The organism is Streptomyces sp. NBC_00252, assembly GCF_036187565.1.
Lineage (GTDB): Bacteria > Actinomycetota > Actinomycetes > Streptomycetales > Streptomycetaceae > Streptomyces.
This window is the reverse complement of the sequence record NZ_CP108087.1, coordinates 6,191,793-6,211,145: the sequence shown is the minus strand read 5'-3', so window position 1 is coordinate 6,211,145 and position 19,353 is coordinate 6,191,793. Positions and strand designations below refer to the sequence as shown.

Sequence of the window (19,353 nt, the reverse complement as noted above, 5' to 3'; positions counted from 1 at the left end):
AAGTGCCGAAGAACCCTTACGGCGAAGCCGGTGCCGAGTTCTTCGTGTCCGGCTGGTCGCCGCTGGAGTCGCCGGACGTCGCCGCCCAGGTGCCGACGCCGACCGCGGCCACCAGCACCACTCCCGCCGCCGCCAGCGTCAGCCGCCGGCGCCGGGTGGTGGCGCGGTGCCGGGCGGAGCCGGGGCGTGGGGCGCCCGCGGGGCGGGGCGCGCGGGCCGTGCCGAGGGGGCCGCCCGCCAGTTCGTCGGGGGCCGGGACCCGCATCGACGTGTGGGTGTCGCGGTTGGAGTCGGCGGGCTTGGCGCCCGGTACGAGGGGGACGGCGCCGCGTCGTACCCGCTCGCTGCGCGCGGGCGCGGCCGCCGGCGCCTCCTCCTGCTCCGCCTCCTCCTGCTCGGTGTCGGGCTCGTCGACGTCCAGCGGGGGCATCCCGGCCAGCAGGGGGAGCTGTTCGCGGAGGCGGGCGGCGAGTTCGGAGGCGCGCAGGCGGGAGGCGGGGGCCTTGGCCAGGCACTGGACCATCAGCTGCCACAGCTCGTCGGGGATCCCGGGCAGCGGTACGACGGTCTCGGTGACGTGCCGTCGTAGCACCGCACCGGGGTGACCGCCCCCGAACGGCGTGAATCCGGCGAGGAGTTCGTACAGGACCGTCGCCAGGGCGTAGATGTCGACGGCGGCCCGAGGGGGCAGTCCCTCGACGATCTCGGGGGCGAGGTAGTCGGGCGTGCCGATGATCTTCGTGGCGCGGGTGCGGCGCGGGGAGTCGATGAGCTTGGCGACCCCGAAGTCCGTCAGCAGGGCGGGGTGCGCGCCGCCGGGGCCGAGCGGGCCCTGCATGTCGAGGAGGACGTTCTCCGGTTTGACGTCACGGTGGACGACGCCGGCCGCGTGGGCCGCGGCGAGCCCGTCCGCGATGTCGGCGACGATCGCGACGGCGGCCTCCGGGGAGAGCCGGCGTTCCCGGTCGAGGCGGGTGCGCAGATCCGTGCCCCGGACCAGGTCCATGACGAGCGCGAGGTCGTTGCCGTCGACCACGAGGTCCCGTACGGACACGATGTTCGGGTGCTCCAGGCCGAGCAGGGCCGTGCGCTCCTGCACGAAGCGGCCGACGAGCTCCTGGTCGGACGCGAGGTCCTCGCGCAGCAGCTTGACGGCGACGGGCCCCTCGGGACCCTCACCCAGCCACACCGTGCCGGCGCTGCCCCGCCCCAGGATCTGGTTGGCGGTGTACCGGCTGCCGATCTTCCGTGCCAAGACTGCTCCTACCGACGCGTGTGTCGCTAAAACTACGCGTCGGATGAGCCAACCTTCACCGCCGAGGCAGAAATCACCCACTGGGTGTCGACAAATCCCCAACCCGACGTCCGACAAGGGCGATTCGGGGGTCTGCCACCGGTCGCCGGATCGCCGGATCGCGTCGAGGGTCAGTTGCCGGTCGCGGAACTCAGGTCCTTGACCCAGCCGCTGATCTGTCCGACCACGTGGCTGATCTCGTGCCAGTAGCTCCGGCCCGTGCCGATCCAGTCCTGGAGCGGGGTCAGTTCCCACACCAGCCAGCCCGCGACGAACAGCAGGACGACCGTGAACAGGCAGCCCTTGAGGCAGCCGAGTCCGGGGATCTTCATCGGGTTGGCGCTGCGCTGCCGGGGCTGGCGCGGCTCGCGGGCCGGCTCCGGAGCCCGCTGGGGCTGCTGCCGGCTCGGCGGGGCGTACTGCTGCGGCTGGTGCTGCTGCGGATAGCCGTAGCCCTGCTGCGGTTGCTGCCGCTGCGAGGGGCGTTGCTGCGGGCGCTGCTGGGCGGCCTGGCGGGGTTGCTGCTGGGGCTGCTGCGGGCGGGAGACCTGGCGCTGGGGGCGCCGGCGCAGCGGGTCCTCGCCGGGGTCGAGGTAGGGCTGGTACTGGGTCTGTTCGTTGCGGTCGCGGGCGGCGCGCAGCTGGTTCTGCCAGGGGTGCGGCTGCTCGGGGCCGCCGCCGGACTGGTTCTGCTGGCCGTACTGCCCGGCCTGGTTCTGCGGCATGACCGTGGTCGGGTCGGCCGCGCCGCGGTTGGGCATCACGGTGGTCGGGTCGGCGGCGCCGGCGGGACCACTGGTGTGCGGGAGGACGCTGGTCGCCGCGTTCGGGTCGAAGGCGCCCGCTCCGTGGGAGAGGACCTGCGTCGGGTCGGCCGCGCCGGGGACCGTCGGTACGGCGGCGGGCGGCGGGTCGGGGGCAAGGAGCATCGCGACGCTCTCGGCGGCGGCGATCTGCGCGGAGTTCGCGTGCACGCCGACGCCCTCGGCGACGACACGCAGGGCGCGGGCGAGGTTCTCCGCGCTGGGCCGCTCCTCCGGGTTCTTGCGCAGGCAGCGCTCGATGACCGTCCACAGCGGGTCGGGGACCGTCGAGGGGCGGCGGGGTTCGGCGCTGAGGTGCTGGTGGAGGACTTCGAGGGCCGAGCCGCCGGAGAACGGCGGGCGCCCGGTGACCAGCTCGTACATCAGGATGCCGGCGCCGTAGATGTCCACGGCGGAGGTCTGCGGGCGGCCCTCGGCGGACTCCGGCGCGATGTACGCGGGCGTGCCGACGAATTCCTGGGTGCGGGTCAGGCCCGGCGAGTCGGCGAGGCGGGCGATGCCGAAGTCGGTGAGCAGCGGGTACATCTGGCCGCCGCCCTGCTTCAGCAGGACGTTCGCCGGCTTCAGGTCGCGGTGGACGACGCCGTCGGCGTGGCTCGCGGCCAGCGCGTCGGCGATCTGCGCGGTGAGCAGTGCGGCGCCGACGGGGCTGAAGGGGCCGTTCTCGCGGAGGTAGTGGTGCAGGTCGGGGCCCTCGACGAGGTCCATGACGAGCGCCAGGAGATCACCCTCGACGACGAGATCGCGGACCCGGACGATGTTCGGGTGGGTCAGGCGCAGCAGCACCGACCGCTCGCGCAGGAACCGCATCACGATGTCGGGATCGCTCGCGAGTTCCTCCTTGAGGACCTTGATCGCGACGGTCTCGCCGGGCTGGCCCTGGACGGCCGCCTCGGCGCCCGCGGTCTCCCGCTGGCGGGCCCGCCAGACGGTGCCCGTGGCGCCGCGTCCGAGCGGCTCCTCGAGCAGGTACTTGCTGCCTACCGGCCGCACGTCTGCGCTCCCTGCTGCTTGCCTGTGTTCCGGTCCACTGTAGTGCCGCCCCTCTTGCGGCTACCTACGTAAGCATCGCCGTACATGTTCGAAGGAAAGACGCTCTCCCCGGTCTCCCGGTTGCCCCAATGGTCACCGAAGGCGGACATGACCGGTCTCACCCGATCACCGGTGCGGCACTGGTCAGGCACTTTTGGGGACAGAGCTGACCAATCAAGATCACTTGCCACCGGGGCCCGGGCGCGTTGTCAGTGGCAGGTGCGAGGATGCGTGCAGTACTGGCCGATTGCTCGCGCGGGGTGGGGGAAATTCCGTGCCAGGGCAGAAGGGACCGCTGACGGCGATGCAGATCCGGCTGACCGTCGTAGACCCGCTGGGGCCGCCCGCGCAGCCGCGGGGCCGCTCCGCGAGTTGCGATGTGCTGGTCACCGCGCCCGCCGGCACGGCCCTGGCCGCGGTGGCGTCCGCGCTGGCCTCGGCGGTGTCCGCCGACGCGGCCGCGCCGCAGTCCGAGCGGAGCCGCGAGTCGGGTGCCCCGATCGTGTTGTTCGCGGGCGTGGAGCGCCTCGACACCCAGCGCTGCACCCTCGGCGAGCCGCCGCTGACGGACGGCGCGGTGCTGTCCCTGGGCGCCCCCGCCGAGCCGGAGGCCCATCCCGAGCTGGACGACGCCCCGACCCAGCTGCACGTGGTCGCGGGCCCGGACGCGGGCGGGGTGCACCTGCTGCACGGCGGCCAGATCCACATCGGCCGCTCGGCCGACGCCGACGTGCCCCTGGACGACCCGGACGTGTCCCGGCTGCACTGCGCGGTGACGGTCGACCCCGGAGGCCGCGTCTCGGTCGCCGACCTGGGCTCGACGAACGGCACGACCCTGGCGGGCACGCGCGTGGGCACCCGGCCCGTGCGATTCGCCCCGGGCGCGTTGCTCCGCATCGGTGAGTCGGCCCTGCGGCTGACCCCGTCCGGCGGCCCGGGAGCGCGCGCGGAGACGGCCCCCGACGGCGAGGGCCACGTGCGCGTGTCGCCCGGCACGTCGACCGCCCCCCGCAGCGAACCCCTGGTGGTGCCGGGCCAGGGCAGCGCCCCGAGCATCGAGCACCGCGCCGCGCACGACGGCGACACCCACGCGGGCCGCTTCGGCGTGTTCGGCGAGGCGCTGGAGGACGGCGCCTCCGAAGAAGCGTTCGCCGCGCGTACGACGACCTCCCGCATCCCCGGTGAGGACGACACCGACGTCGACAGCAGCCGCAAGGGCACTCCGCTCCATGGCACCGACGTGCCGCAGGGCGTGCGCAGGCGCGGCGGCATCGGCAAGTGGGCCCGCCGCCTGACGGGCGGCCGCGGCGAGTCGACGTCCGAGGACCCCGAGTCGTCGTACGACGAGGAGGGCGCCGACGAGAGCGTGCCGCCCCCGCCTGTCGTCCTCCAGCAGCCGGACACCTGGCCCGATCCGGCGGCCCTCCTGCTCACTGCCCTGGGCCCGGGCCCCCGCCTGTGGGAGCGCGCCCCCGGCCATCCCGAGGCGCTCACGGTCCGGCTCGGCACCGCGGACCGGGCGACACCGGACGGCTCGGCGCTGCTGCCCGCGGTGCCGGTGACCTCCGGGCTCCGCGAGGTCGGCGCTCTGGGCCTGGCCGGTCCGCGCGCGCGGCTCTCGGGCCTGGCCCGCGCGGTGGTGGCCCAGCTCGCCGCGCTGCACTCCCCCGACGCCCTGGAGATCGTGCTGATCAGCACGGACCGCGCGCGGACGGTGGCCGAGCGCACCGCCGAGTGGTCCTGGCTCGGCTGGCTGCCGCATCTGCGCCCCGGGCACGGCCAGGACTGCCGCCTGCTGCTGGCCTACGACCGCGAACAGGCGACGGCCCGCACGGACGAGCTCCTCCGCCGGCTTGAGGACCACGCGACGGACACGCGCGGTGCGAGCCGGCCGAGCGTGACCTCGGGTGCGTACGGCACCGCCGGCCGCCGCGCTCCCGGCATCGGCGCGCAACGCGGCTCGACGGAGGGGCAGTCGGGTCTCGCATCCCAACAGGGCTCCGCAGAAGGCCAGTTGGGGTCATCCACCGCACGGCACACGGTCGACGACCGTGATCGGCGCGGGGCCACGACCCCCACGTACAACATCACCGACGAAGCCCACCACCACCGCTCCGGCAGTTCCGGTCATCCCACGCCGGGCCCCCTCGCCCCGCACGCCGCCGACGACCCGGCCTCCGGCGCCACCCGCCCCCGCGCGTCCGACACCCGGCACCCGGGCACGGCGACGGCGTACTCCGGGCACTCCGCCGACGACACCGCCGACGCCCTGCGCGGCGCCGCCCACCGGCCCGCCTGGGCGCGGGACGAGGAGGGTGACGCGGACGGGTTCGTCGGGCCGTACACCGTGCTCGTGGTGGACGGTGACCCCGGTGGGGCCGATGTCCGCGAGGCGGTGGCGCGGCTGGCCCATGACGGGCCCCGGGCCGGTATCCACGTGGTGTGCCTCGCCGAGACGGAGCCTGCCTCGCCCGCGTCGCCCGTGACGGACACGTACGAGGCGGCCTGCGCGGCGGCACCGACGTTCCGCGAGTGCGGGGCGGTCGCGCTGCTGAGCGGCGATGTCGCCACGGCGCTGCGGCTGCTGCGGGTCGCACGCGGCGGCACGGGAGGGACGCGCTCCGCACCAGCACGGCCCGGTGCGGCCGACGTGACACGCCCCGGTACGGGAACGGGCCGCACCGGCACGGACACCGCACGCCCCGACACCGCATCACCCCGTACGGAGTCGTCCGGCCCCGGCGCGTCCGACGTCGACCCCACCGGCCCCGGCCCCGTGGGCAACGGCACGATCGCCGCCGTGGACGCCGTCTCCCTCGCGTGGGCCGAGCGGTTCGCGCGGGCGCTCGCGCCGCTGCGGGCGGACGGTCCCGCGAGCGAGCGGCACGCGCGTGTGTCCGCGCCGTTGCCCCAGTCGGCGCGCCTGCTGGACGAGTTGGGGCTGGCCCGGGCCACCCCGGCCTCGCTGCTGGCGCGTTGGGCGGACGCCGGTGACGACAAGGACGCGCTCGGCGGGCGGGCCTGGGCGGTGCTCGGGGCCGGGCCGCGCGGGCCGGTCTCCGCGGACCTCGCCACCGAGGGACCGCATCTGCTGATCGAGGGCCCTCCGGGCAGCGGGCGTACGGAGTTGCTACGGGCGGTCGTCGCGTCGCTGGCCGCCGCCGAGCGTCCGGACCGGCTCGGCATCGTGCTGATGGACGGCCGGGACAGCGTGGGCGCCGCGGGCACCCCCTCGGGGGGAGGCGGTCACGGCGAGGGCCTGCGCGTCTGCACCGACGTACCGCACGTGACCACGCATCTCACCGCCAACGACCCGGTCCGCATGCGGGAGTTCGCGCAGTCGCTGAGCGCGGAGCTGAAGCGGCGGGCCGAGTTGCTGGGCCGGGTCGGCTTCGGCGAGTGGCACTCGCGGCACGAGGGGTCGGGGCGGATCATCGCCCAGCGCGGCACGTCGGGTGCCGGGGACCTGGACTCGCCGCCGAGTTCGACGATCCGGCTGCGCCCGTCGGCGGCTGCGCGTCAACAGATGGAGGCGGCACCGCCGTTGCCCCGTCTGGTGGTGGTCGTGGACGATCTGGACGCGCTGGTGAAGCCCCCGCTCGGCTCCCCCGGGCGCCCTGCCGCCGGGTCGGTGATACGCGCGCTGGAGGCGGTGGTCCGCGAGGGCGAGCGGCTCGGCGTGCACCTGGTGGCGGCGGCCGCCGTGGAGGCCCGTACGTGCGAGACGGAGCCCGCCCGGCACATCACGCTGCGGGTCGCCCTCGACGCGGTCACGCAGGGGCCGGACGAACCGGCGCCGGGGCGTGGGCGGTTGGTGCTGGCGGACGGCCGGAGCACGCCGTTCCAGGGTGGCCGGGTGACGGGCCGTATCCCGCGCACGGCGACGCTCCGTCCGACGGTGGTGCCTCTGGAGTGGCAGCGCATGGGCGATCCCCCGGCCCGCCGCCCGGTCCGTGAACTCGGTAACGGGCCCACGGACTTGGCGCTTCTGGCCAGCGCGCTGGAGCGGGCGACGCGCTCGGTGTCGGCGGCGGAGGTGCCCTCGCTCCTCTGATCGTTCACAGCCCGCGCACACAACCCCACGTCACGACCCAATCACGATCGCGTACTTGACACCGGACGCCATCTTGCCGGGTTCAGGTACCGGGCGTAGACCAGTGCGCACGGAAGCGTTCGAGCGTTCGACGAGGAACGAAGAACGGGGCAGTGATGCGCAGCACGATCAGCACACATCGGACACGCAGGACCGTACGTACAGCGGCGGTTGTCGCCGCGGGAGCGCTGACGCTCTCGCTCGCCGCGTGTGGAGGCGGCAGCGACAAGAAGAGCGACAACGGCACATCGAGCAGTCCCTCGGAGTCCGCGGGCACGGTCGCCCTCCCGAAGCTGAACGGCGCGACCCTCGAAGTGGCCGCGGTGTGGACGGGTGCCGAGCAGAAGAACTTCAAGGCGGTCCTCTCGGAGTTCGAGAAGCGCACGGGGGCGAAGGTCACCTTCGTGCCCGCGCAGGACCCGATCATCAACTTCCTCGGCTCGAAGATCGCGGGCGGCCAGCCGCCGGACGTCGCGATGCTCCCGCAGCCCGGCGCCATCAAGCAGGCCGTCGACAAGAAGTGGGCCAAGCCCCTCGGCGCCGACGCCCTGAAGGAGCTGCAGAAGAACTACTCGCAGGGCTGGCAGGACATCGGCAAGGTCGGCGGCAAGCAGTACGGCGTGTACTACAAGGCGGCCAACAAGTCGCTGATCTGGTACAACGCCAAGGTCTTCGAGAACGCGGGCGCCAAGGAGCCCAAGACCTGGGCGGAGTTGCTGACGACCGCGCAGACGATCTACGACTCCGGGGTGACCCCGTTCTCCATCGCGGGCGCGGACGGCTGGCCGCTCACCGACTGGTTCGAGAACGTCTATCTGTCCCAGGCGGGGCCGGAGAAGTACGACCAGCTCGCCCAGCACAAGATCAAGTGGACGGACCCGTCCGTCAAGCAGGCGCTGACGACGCTGGCGCAGATCTGGGGCAAGAAGGCCTACATCGCGGGCGGTCAGAACGGCGCGCTGCAGACCGAGTTCCCCGCGTCCGTCACCCAGACCTTCAACGGCGGCGACCAGCCGAAGTCCGCGATGGTCTACGAGGGCGACTTCGTGCAGGTCAACATCGGTGAGACCAAGGCGAAGGTGGGCACCGACGCGAAGGTGTTCCCGTTCCCGACGGTGGGTTCGACCGCGCCCGTGGTCTCCGGCGGCGACGCGGCCGTCATCCTGAAGGACTCCAAGGCGGCGCAGGCGCTGGCCACGTTCCTCGCCTCACCGGACGCGGCGACGATCCAGGCGAAGCTCGGCGGCTATCTCTCGCCGAACAAGAACGTGCCGGACTCGGCGTACCCGAACGCGGTGCAGCAGACCATCGCCAAGGCGCTCGTCGCGGCCGGTGACGACTTCCGCTTCGACATGTCGGACCAGGCCCCGCAGTCCTTCGGCGGTACGCCCGGCAAGGGCGAGTGGAAGGACCTCCAGGACTTCCTGAAGAACCCGACCGATGTCGCGGGCGCGCAGGCGCAGTTGGAGAAGGACGCGGCGGCGGCGTACGCGAGCGGGAGCTGATCCGGCGATGACCGGACACGGCATCGAGGGGTTGGGTCGGCGATGACGTCGGCCGCGGCGGCGGAGGTCCCTCCGGCCCCCGCCGCGCCCCGCAAGCGCAAGAGCGTGACCGGCACCCGCAGGACCGTGGCAGTGCTGTTCCTGCTGCCCGCCCTGGTGCTGCTCGGCGCGCTCGTGGTCTACCCGATCGGGTACTCGCTGGTCCGCAGCTTCGGCAACCAGGCCGGTGACGGTTTCGCCGGCTTCGACAACTACAAGGCCCTGTTCACCGACGACGGCATCCGCACCGCCCTGAAGAACAACATCATCTGGGTGATCTTCGCGCCGACGGTGGCCACCGCCCTCGGTCTGATCTTCGCGGTGCTGACCGAACGGGTGCGCTGGGGAACGGCGTTCAAGCTGGTCGTCTTCATGCCGATGGCGATCTCGATGCTGGCCGCCGGCATCATCTTCCGCCTCGTCTACGACCAGGACCCGCACAAGGGGGTCGCCAACGCGGTCTGGGTCGGCGTCCACGACACGTTCGCCTCGTCGTCGGCGTTCCCGAACGCCCACCCGGGCCGCGAGTCGCCGCTGAAGGCGGACCACGGCGGCTTCATCACCAGTACGACGGTCCGCGCGGGCCGGACCGTCGCGCTCCCCCTGGTCGGTGTCGCCCCGGACCAGATGCCCGACGGCGCGAAGAAGGCCGCGGCCGCGCAGGCCGAGCCGGGGAAGATCACCGGCACGACCTGGCAGGACTTCACCCGCGGCAAGGGTGTCGGCAAGCTCGGCGGGGTCGACCCGTCCGAGCTGGGCTACGGCGGGATGAAGATCGAGGCGGTGAAGGACGGAAAGGTGGTCGCCTCGACCAAGGCCGCGGGCGACGGCACCTTCACGCTGCCCGCCAAGGCCGACGGGGCCCAACTCCGGCTCCCGGCGGGCAACTTCAAGCAGCCGTACAACGGAGTGGAGTGGCTGGGCCCGTCGTTGGTGACGCCGGCCATCATCGGGTCGTACGTGTGGATGTGGGCCGGGTTCGCGATGGTGCTGATCGCGGCCGGACTCGCGGGTGTGCCACGGGAGTTGCTGGAGGCGGCGCGGGTCGACGGGGCCAATGAGTGGCAGGTGTTCCGGCGGGTCACGGTGCCGCTGCTGGCGCCGGTGCTCGCGGTCGTCGCCGTCACGCTGATGATCAACGTGCTGAAGATCTTCGACCTGGTCTTCATCATCGCCCCGGGCTCCTCCCAGGACGACGCGAACGTGCTGGCCCTGGAGCTGTACCGGAAGGGCTTCTCGGAGGACCAGCCGGGGATCGCCAGCGCGATCTCGGTGTTCCTGCTGCTGCTGGTGATCCCGGTGATGCTCTTCAACGTACGGCGACTGCGGCGGGAGGTGCGGCGATGACCACGGATGCCGGAAGTCTCGGTAGGACAAGGCCTGTTGAGGTCGTCAAGGCGCGGGAGTCGCTCGGCTCACGGCTCGCGGCGGCGGCGAGCGGGGGTCTGGTCCGGGTGTTCCTGATCGTCGTCGGCCTGTTCTGGCTGGTGCCGACGATCGGGCTGCTGCTGTCCTCGCTGCGCAGTCCGGAGGACATGAGCGCGAGCGGCTGGTGGAAGGTCTTCAGCCAGCCGTCCCAACTCACCTTCCACAGCTACAAGACGCTGCTGGAGAACAGCGACATCACCAACTCGCTGTGGAACACCGTCCTGATCACCGTCCCGGCGACGCTCCTGGTCGTGGTGATCGGCGCGCTCGCGGGCTACGCGTTCGCGTGGATGGAGTTCCCGGGCCGCGACTGGTGGTTCCTGGGCGTGGTCAGCCTGTTGGTGGTGCCGGTGCAGGTCGCGCTGATCCCGATCGCCGAACTCTTCGGAAAGATAGGCCTGTTCGGGACCATCTTCGGGGTGATCCTCTTCCATGTGGGATACGGGCTGCCGTTCGCGGTGTTCCTGCTGCGGAACTTCTTCGCGGAGATCCCGCGCGAACTCCTGGAGGCGGCCCGGCTGGACGGCGCCGGTGAACTGCGGCTGTTCGCACGGGTCGTGATGCCGCTGGGCGGGCCCGCGATCGCGAGCCTTGGCATCTTCCAGTTCCTGTGGGTGTGGAACGACATGCTGGTCGCGCTGGTGTTCACCAAGTCGAGCACGCAGCCGATCACGGTCGCACTCCAGACGCAGGTACGCCAGTTCGGCAACAACATCGACGTGCTGGCGCCCGGTGCGTTCATCTCCATGGTGATCCCGCTGGCCGTGTTCTTCGCGTTCCAGCGGCAGTTCGTGTCCGGTGTGATGGCGGGCGCGGTCAAATAGCCGCAAACGGAACATAGTTCGAGGGGGTGGGCCGTCACCGGCCCGCCCCTTCGTGTTCACCGCACGTCCCCCGTATGCCGTACGCGCCGTAACCAAGTCACTCCATCGGCCGTTCCCGGGCAGAACGCCCGCGCCGACCGACCCATGGATGTCCCTTGCCCAGGTTCAGTGTCATTGTCCCCGCGTACAAGGTCCAGGCGTACCTGCACGAATGCCTGGAATCGGTGCTCTCCCAGTCGTATCCCGATCTGGAGCTGATCGCGGTCGACGACTGCTCGCCGGACGCCTGCGGCGCGATCATCGACGAGTTCGCGGCCCGCGACGCCCGAGTGCGTGCCGTCCATCTCCCCGAGAACCAGGGCCTGGGGCGTGCCCGCAACGCCGGCCTGGAAGAGGCGACCGGCGACTACCTCGTCTTCCTCGACAGCGACGACACCCTCACGCCCGACGCGCTGCGCGCGATCGCCGACCGCATCAAGGAGACCGGCGAGCCGGACGTCCTGGTCTTCGACTACGCGCGCACCTTCTGGTCGGGCGAGGCCCGCCGCAACAAGGTCGCCGCCCAGCTCACCGAACAGGGCCCGGCGCCCTTCCGCCTGGAGGACCGCCCCGGGCTCCTCCGGGTCATCATGGTGGCCTGGAACAAGGCGTACCGACGGGAGTTCGTCGAGCGCGAGGGCTTCGCCTTCCCGCCCGGCTACTACGAGGACACCCCGTGGACCTACCCGGTCCTGATGGCGGCGGAGACGATCGCGACCCTCGACCGGGTCTGCGTCCACTACCGCCAGCGCCGCCAGGGCAACATCCTCGGCACCACCAGCCGCAAGCACTTCGACGTCTTCGAACAGTACGACCGTGTCTTCGAGTTCGTCGCCGCGCGACCCGAACTCGCCCAGTGGCGGCCGGTGTTGTTCCGCCGCATGGTCGACCACCTGGCGACGGTGTTCACCAAGCCCGACCGTCTCCCGCGCGGCACGCGTGCCGAGTTCCTGCGCAAGGCCCGTGCGCACTACCGCCGTTACCGCATCCCCGGCACCCCGGTCCCGCCGCGCACCCGGCTGCGCCACACGCTCGTCCACTTCGGCGTCCACCGCACGTTCCGGGCCCTCCAGGCGGCGATGAGCTGGCGCCGGCGGACGGTCAAGCTCGCCGCGAAGGCGCTGCGCGCGGTCAGGGCGGCGGCCCTCCAGTTCCACTACCGGGTCCAACTCCGGCTCCCGCTGCGGAATCGCGCGGTGTTCGCCGCCTACTGGGGGCGGGGCCACAGCTGCAACCCGGGCGCGCTGGAGACCGCGTTCCGCGCCCACGCCCCGCACATCCGCACCGCGTGGATCGCCCGCCCCGAGCACCACCACACGATCCCGGCCGCGACGCGCAGACTGCGCCCCAACACGGCTGCCTACTGGACCGCGTTGGCCCGCTCCAAGTACCTGGTGAACAACGTCAACTTCGACCGGCGGCTGGTCAAGCGCCCCGGCCAGGTCATGATCCAGACCCAACACGGCACGCCTCTCAAGCACATGGGCCTCGACCTCCAGGAACGCCCCGCCGCGGCACGGGACATGGACTTCGCCGAGCTCCTCAGGGGCGTCGACAAGTGGGACCACGTGCTGTCCCCCAACCGCCACACCACCCTGACCTGGGAGCGCGTCTATCCCGGCAGCTACACCACGCTCGCCTACGGCTATCCCCGCAACGACGTGTTCCAGCAGGCGACTTCGGCCGACGTGACCCGGCTGCGCGAGTCACTCGGCATTCCGCAGGACGCCATCGCCCTGCTCTACGCCCCGACCCACCGCGACTACCGCCGCACCCAGCGCGCCCACCTCGACCTCGACCGCGTCCTGCGCCGCCTCGGCCCGCGCCATGTCGTGCTGGCCCGCGCCCACTACTGGCACGAGGGCCCGCTCGCGCCCGCGTCCGGCGGCCGGATCATCGACGTCACCGACCACCCGAGCGTCGAGTCGCTCTGCCTGGCCTCGGACGCGCTGGTCACCGACTACTCGTCCCTGATGTTCGACTACGCCAACCTCGACCGCCCGATCGTCATCCACGCCGACGACTGGGAGGCCTACGAGGCGGCCCGCGGCACCTATTTCGACCTGCGCGCCTTCCCGCCGGGCGCGGTCGCCCGCAGCGAGGACGAGCTGATCGACATCTTCGCCACCGACCACTGGCGCGGCTCCCGCTCAACCCAGCTGCGCACCGCGTTCCGCGAGCGCTTCTGCCCCTACGACGACGGCCGCGCCGCCGAACGCGTCGTACGCCACGTGGTGTTGGGCGAGACCGACCTCCCGCCGGTCGTGCCGCTGGCCGAACGCCACCCGGTGCCGTCCGCCGCCGCGGGCCTCACGCGCTCCCCGCTCGCCACCGTGCCGCAGCCCACGGCGTCCCTGCCCGTCACCGACCGACTCTGAACGCCGTTCCCACCCAGGGGAGTCCGCATGCCCTCGAGCCCGTCCCGCCCGACCCCGACCCGCCCGTCCACCTGGCGCCCGACCGGACGCCCCCGAGCCCGTCGCGCGCACTGACCCGGTCCCTCCGTACCACTGGAGAAAGAACAGAATGCCCCGCTTCAGCATCATCGTCCCGTCCCACGGGGTCGCCGGCCGGCTGTCCCTGGCCCTGGACTCGGTCCTCGCCCAGTCCTACGGCGACTTCGAGCTGATCCCGGTCTGCGACGGCCCCGGCTCCCCCGCCGCCGACGTCGCCGCCGATCACGCCGGGCAGGACTCCCGGGTGGCGCCGGTCAACTCACCGCCGTCCGCCGGGCTCAGCGGGGCCCGCACCACCGGTCTCCGCGCGGCGACCGGCGCCTACGTCCTGTTCCTGGACGGCGACGACACCCTCGCCCCGGGAGCCCTGGCCGCGCTCGACGCCCGGCTCACGCAGACCGGTGACGTCGACGTCCTGTACTTCGAGCACGAGCGCACCCCGTGGTGGGAGGGCGAGCCCACCAACCCGGCCGCCCCGCTGCTCGCGAAGACCCCGGCCGGCGCCTTCTCCCCCTCCCAGGCACCGCAGTTGACGGGTATTCAGCTCCCGGCGTGGAGCGCCGCCTACCGCCGCGCCTTCCTCGCCGAGCACCGACTGACCTTCCCCGAGGGCCGGTTCACCGACCTCGGCTGGGGCGGCCGGGTCACCGTCGCCGCCGAGCGGGTCGCGGTCCTGCGCTCGGTCGTCGTACGGCACCTGCTGCGCAGACAGGGCAGCCGGCTCAATCTGCCCGGCGAGCACCACCACCAGCTGCTGGACCAGGTGGAGTTGGTGCTCACGGCGGCGCAGGGGCTGGCTCCCGAGCGGTCGCACGCGCTGTTCGAGCAGCTCTTCGCCGTGGTGCTCAAGACCGCCTCGCGGCCCGAGCGGCTTCCCTCCGGGCACCGCGCGTTCTTCCGCCGCGCGGGACGGCTCCACCGCGCGCACCGGCCCGCCGGCTTCCGGGTGCCGGGCGGGAGTCTGGGGGTGCAGCACCGGCTGCTGGCGTCGGGGGCGTACACGGCGTTCAAGGCGCTGCGCGGCGCCAACCGGTCGGCATCGGGCGCGGCCGAGAGGGTCCCGCGCCCCCGGATGCTGCGTACCCGGCTGCGCTACGCCCGTGACCTGCGCCGACCGCTCGACCCCAACCTGGCCGTGTACTGCGCCTATTGGGGCCGGGGCTACGCGTGCAGCCCGGCCGCGATCGAGGCCAAGGCGCGTCAGCTCGCCCCGCACATCCGCTCGGTGTTCCTGGTCGAGCCGGACGCGGTGGACGCCGTGCCGAAGGGCGTCGAGCACGCCGTCATCGGCAGCCGGAAGTACTGGGAGGTGCTGGCGCGCGCCAAGTACCTCGTGAACAACGCCAACTTCGCCGAGGGCGTCGTCAAGCGGCCCGGCAGCGTGCACGTCCAGACGCAGCACGGGACCCCGCTGAAGAAGATGGGCGTGGACCAGTCGACGTACCCGGTGGTGGCCGCGGCGACCGGCAGCTTCGCCAAGCTGCTGGGCCGGGTGGACCGCTGGGACTACAACATCTCCTCCAACCGGCACTCCACCCAGATGTGGGAGCGCGCCTTCCCCGGCTCGTACGAGGCCCTGGAGTACGGCTATCCGCGCAACGACGTGTTCTACACGGCGACCGCCGAAGAAGTGGCCCGGGTGCGGCGGGAGTTGGGGGTGCCGGAGGGCAAGACGGCCGTCCTGTACGCGCCCACCCACCGCGACTACCAGACCGGCTTCGACACCGGGCTCGACCTGGAGGCGTTCTGCGCGGCGGCCGGTGAGGACGTGGTCGTGCTGCTGCGCGCCCACTACTTCTACGACCAGGGCCGGGCGAAGAGCAGCGGCCGGATCATCGACGTGACCGGGCACCGCTCCTCCGAGGACGTCTGCCTGGCCGCCGACGCGCTGGTCACCGACTACTCGTCGATCATGTTCGACTACGCCAACCTCGACCGACCGATCGTCGTGTACGCCGACGACTGGGAGGTCTACCGGGAGACGCGGGGCGTCTACTTCGACCTCATGGCGGCGCCCCCGGGCCCGGTCGCCCGGACGCCCGAGGAGCTGGCGGCGGTGTTCCGCGACAGCTCGTACGCGGGGGCGGAGTCCACGGCGCTGCGGGCCGCATTCCGGTCCCGTTTCTGCGACTTCGACGACGGACGGGCCGCCGAGCGGGTCGTACGCCGGGTGTTCCTCGGCGAGCCGCCGGAGACCGTGCCGCCCGTGATCCCGCTCGCGGAGCGCGTCCCGGCCCCCGCCGCCACCTTCGTAAGGAGCTGAACCCGAAGTGCCCCGCTTCAGCGTCATCGTCCCCGTCTTCAAGGTGCAGGGCTTTCTGCGCGAGTGCCTCGACTCGGTTCTGGAGCAGTCCTACCGGGACATCGAGGTGATCGCCGTGAACGACTGCTCGCCCGACGGGTGCGGCGCGATCCTCGACGAGTACGCGGCCCGCGACCCGCGCGTCCAGGTGCTGCACCTCCCGCAGAACGTCGGCCTCGGCCGTGCCCGCAACGCCGGACTGCCCCTGGCCACCGGCGACTTCCTCTTCTTCCTCGACAGCGACGACACCCTCACCCCGGGCGCGCTGCGTGCGATGGCCGACCGGCTCGACGCGAGCGGCGACCCGGACGTCCTGGTCTTCGACTACGCGCGCACCTACTGGTGGGGCGGCACCCGGCGCAACGTCCTCGCGCATCTCCTCGCGGAGGTCGACGGCACCTTCACGGTCGCCGAACACCCCGAGATCCTCGACCTGTTGATGGTCGTGTGGAACAAGGTGTACCGCCGGGAGTTCGTCCACAAGCACGCCTTCGAGTTCCCGCCGGGCTACTACGAGGACACGCCCTGGACGTTCCCGGTGATGCTCAGCGCCGAGCGGATCGCCACCCTCGACCGGATCTGCCTCAACTACCGGCAGCGGCGCCAGGGCAACATCCTGTCCACCACCAGCCGCAAGCACTTCGACATCCACGACCAGTACGAGCGGGTCTTCGCCTTCGTCGACTCCCGCCCCGAGCTGGCGAGTTGGCTGCCCTACCTGCACCGCAAGATGGGCGAGCACTGTCTCGACATCCTCGCCAAGCCGGACCGGCTCCCCCCGTCCGACAAGGCCGAGTTCTTCCGCCGTACGGCCGAGCTGTTCGCCAAGCACAAGCCGGCGGGCGTGAAGGTCGACGCCGACGTCCGTTCCCTGGAGGGCAGTTACGCGCTGTACCGGGTGCGGCGGCAGGCGGGGCGTGCCGGGCGGCAGCTGGAACGCCGGGCGGTGCAGGCCCGCAAGGCGGCGGCCGGGCGGGTCAAGGGCGGCTGGGCCGCGCTGCACGCGCGCCGGTCGCTGGACCCCGGCCTGGTGATGTACTCGGCGTTCTCGCACCGCGGGGTGCTGGGCGACCCGGCCGCCGTCTACTACAAGGCGAAGGAGATCGCCCCGCAGCTCCGGGGCGTGTGGGTCGTACAGGACGCGGAACAGGCCGCGTTGCTGCCCCCGGATGTCGAGCACGTCCTCCTCAACACCCTGCGGTACCGCCAACTCACCGCGCGGGCCACGTACTTCGTGAACAACGTCAACTGGCCCGGCACCCTCACCAAGCGCCCCGGCAGCATCCACATCCACACCCACCAGGGCACGCCGCTCAAGTACATGGCGGCCGACCTCCTCGACAAGCCCGGCGCCCGCCACGGCGTCGACGTGCCGCAGATGCTGCGCCGCGCCGACCGCTGGGACCACAGCCTCGTCGCCAACCGGCACTCCGAGCTGGTGTGGGAGCGGGCGTACCCGTGCCACTTCGCGTCGGCGCGGACGGGCAGCCCCCGCAATGACGTCCTCGTGGGCGCAACTCAGGAAGCGGGCGCGGCAGTTCGGGAGCGGCTCGGCATCCCCGCCGACCACACCGTCGTGCTGTACGCGCCGACCCGCCGCGAGTACGTCCGCGGCGGGCACGTCGACCGCCTCGACCTGGCCCGGTTCGCCGAGGACCTCGGCCCGGAGCACACCCTCGTCGTACGGCTGCACCCGTCCCTCGCGACCGGGCCCGCGCGCGGGATGGGGCTCGCGGACCTGCACCGGCGCGGGGTCCTGATCGACGCCACCGACGAACCCGCCGTGGAGGACGTCATGTTGGCGTCCGACGCGCTGGTCACCGACTACTCGGCCCTGATGTTCGACTACGCCAACCTGGACCGGCCGATCGTGCTGCACGCCGACGACCGGGAGGCGTACGCGGCCAGCCGGGGCACCTACTTCGACGTCACCGCCGCGCCACCGGGTCATGTGTCGGGCTCCTACCGGGAGTTGGCGTGGCTGTTCGCGTCGGGTGCGTGGCGGGACGGGGACTCGACGCGGCTGCGGGGTGAATTCCGTTCGCGGTACTGCGAGTTCGAGGACGGGAGGGCAGCCGAGAGGGTCGTACGGACGCTGCTTCTGGGGGAGACCGACTGGCTGCCGCAGGCCGGGGCCGGTGCGCGGGTTCCCTCTCCGGTCAGCGGGCGCGACCAGGTGGCGTCGTCATGAGGCCGCGCACGTGGGTGCTGGTGCTGGCCGCCGTGTTCGCTGTGCTCCAACTCGCCAATGTCACCGGCCGGGCGACCCCCGACACGAAGAACTACCTGTCGTACGCGCTGAGTCTGCGCGGTGAGAGCACACGCGAGGCGGCGGCCGTCGCCATCGACTACTCTTGTGCGAGCAAGGGCGCGACCGCGCGGCGCGACCAGAGCGTCAACCCGCTGACCTTCCACGGCAAGGACCCCGCCGCGCGGGTCGCGAAGAAGTGCCGGGACGCGGAGTGGCGGGGCGTGGACGCGCGGCTGCGGGCCGGGCAGACGGGCGGGTTCATCGCGCCGTTCTCGTCGGAACGCTTCATGCGGATCTTCGAAGTGCGGCCCGGATACCCGGTGTTCCTGGTCCCGTTCGTCACGCTGCTCGGGCCGGTCTGGGGGATGTGGTCGGCGAGTGTCGTCCTCACCGTGCTGGGTGGCGTCCTCGTCTTCCTGATCCTGCGCACGCTGTCCGTGTCGGTGCCGTTCGCGCTCACCGGGCAGGCGCTCTACTACGTCCTGCCGTGCGGGACGACCTCGATGCGGCCGATGACCGAGGGGCTGATGACGGCCCTGACGCTGGCGGCGGTGTGGGGGTGCGCGCTGGTCCTGAAGGGCCGCCGTACGCGGGCCGGACTCGCCCTGGTCGGCGGCTCGTTGGTGCTCCTCTTCGCGGTGAAGCACTCGCAGGCCCTGTTCCTCGGGTTGTGCCTGGCCGGTGCCGGCGCGCTGGTCGCCGTAGGACGGTGGCGGCGCGGGCGGGCTCCGGGGCGGGCGTTGCTCGCGGTCGCCGGGTTCGGGGCGACGGCCGCGCTGGGCACGCTCGTTCTGGCGAGCGCGCTGCACTATCCGACCCAGACCGACAGCCTCCAGGACCTGCTGACCGACCACTACGCCTACCCGGACCGGACCCGGCTGTGGCCCGAATTCCTGCACCTGGAGGCGAACTTCTGGCTGGAGTGGACGCGGCAGCAGCTGTGGCAGCCGATGCTCGCGGCGGCGCTCGGCGCGGGGGTGTGGGGTGCTGCGCGGCGGCCGGCGTTCGGGGTGTTCCTGACCGGGGCCGCGTTCACGGGGATTCTCACGCAGGCCGCGCATCCCGACATCAGCGTGTGGGGTGGGCGGTTGATCGTGCTGGTGTGGCTCCTGCCCGTGGTGGGCGTGCCGTTGCTGCTGGAGAGCGTGGTGCGGGGCAAGGCCGTCACCGCTGCGCCGGTGCCGACTGCCCTGCCGGAGCAGGGACTTGGGGAGCACGCTCACTCCGTACGGTGAACCGCAACCCCGGCGACGAGGTGTTCAGCGC

At 72.4% G+C, this 19,353-nt stretch carries 10 protein-coding genes; 8 read left to right on the top strand and 2 right to left on the bottom strand.

Annotated elements, in window-relative coordinates; translation table 11 throughout:
• Positions 1–16 precede the first annotated feature (16 nt).
• The gene (locus OHT77_RS27460; RefSeq protein ID WP_328831090.1) at positions 17–1,255 is read right to left on the bottom strand and encodes a serine/threonine-protein kinase; all 1,239 of its coding nucleotides are present in this window, start codon (positions 1,253–1,255) and stop codon (positions 17–19) included.
• A gap of 170 nt (positions 1,256–1,425) precedes the next feature.
• On the bottom strand, positions 1,426–3,111 hold the full coding sequence (locus tag OHT77_RS27455; protein ID WP_328831089.1) for a serine/threonine-protein kinase: 1,686 nt from the start codon (positions 3,109–3,111) through the stop codon (positions 1,426–1,428).
• A gap of 343 nt (positions 3,112–3,454) precedes the next feature.
• Here OHT77_RS27455 and OHT77_RS27450 point away from each other — a divergent pair, with 343 nt between their 5' ends.
• The 8 genes from OHT77_RS27450 to OHT77_RS27415 all read left to right on the top strand — a co-directional run bounded on the left by OHT77_RS27450 (position 3,455) and on the right by OHT77_RS27415 (position 19,322).
• On the top strand, positions 3,455–7,204 hold the full coding sequence (locus OHT77_RS27450; RefSeq protein WP_328834358.1) for an FHA domain-containing protein: 3,750 nt from the start codon (positions 3,455–3,457) through the stop codon (positions 7,202–7,204).
• Positions 7,205–7,359: 155 nt separating this feature from the next.
• Positions 7,360–8,748, top strand: coding sequence for an ABC transporter substrate-binding protein (locus tag OHT77_RS27445; RefSeq protein WP_328831088.1), 1,389 nt, complete (start codon positions 7,360–7,362; stop codon positions 8,746–8,748).
• 105 nt (positions 8,749–8,853) lie between these two features.
• Positions 8,854–10,134 (top strand): carbohydrate ABC transporter permease, encoded by a 1,281-nt coding sequence (locus OHT77_RS27440; RefSeq protein WP_328834357.1) that lies wholly within the window; start codon positions 8,854–8,856, stop codon positions 10,132–10,134.
• The gene (locus OHT77_RS27435) at positions 10,131–11,039 is read left to right on the top strand and encodes a carbohydrate ABC transporter permease (RefSeq protein WP_266769220.1); all 909 of its coding nucleotides are present in this window, start codon (positions 10,131–10,133) and stop codon (positions 11,037–11,039) included. Before OHT77_RS27440 ends, OHT77_RS27435 begins: the two co-directional genes overlap by 4 nt.
• Before the next feature lie 155 nt (positions 11,040–11,194).
• Positions 11,195–13,456 carry a bifunctional glycosyltransferase/CDP-glycerol:glycerophosphate glycerophosphotransferase gene (locus OHT77_RS27430; protein ID WP_328831087.1) on the top strand — a complete coding sequence of 754 codons (2,262 nt, stop codon included), beginning with the start codon at positions 11,195–11,197 and terminating at the stop codon, positions 13,454–13,456.
• Between the two features lie 148 nt (positions 13,457–13,604).
• Complete coding sequence (locus tag OHT77_RS27425; protein ID WP_328831086.1) at positions 13,605–15,797, top strand: bifunctional glycosyltransferase/CDP-glycerol:glycerophosphate glycerophosphotransferase; 2,193 nt, start codon at positions 13,605–13,607, stop codon at positions 15,795–15,797.
• A gap of 7 nt (positions 15,798–15,804) precedes the next feature.
• Positions 15,805–18,027, top strand: a complete 2,223-nt coding sequence (locus tag OHT77_RS27420) for a bifunctional glycosyltransferase/CDP-glycerol:glycerophosphate glycerophosphotransferase (protein WP_328831085.1) — start codon at positions 15,805–15,807, stop codon at positions 18,025–18,027.
• Entirely contained in the window at positions 18,024–19,322 is a 1,299-nt protein-coding gene (locus tag OHT77_RS27415) for a hypothetical protein (RefSeq protein ID WP_328831084.1), read from the top strand. Before OHT77_RS27420 ends, OHT77_RS27415 begins: the two co-directional genes overlap by 4 nt.
• The last annotated feature ends 31 nt before the right edge of the window (positions 19,323–19,353 follow it).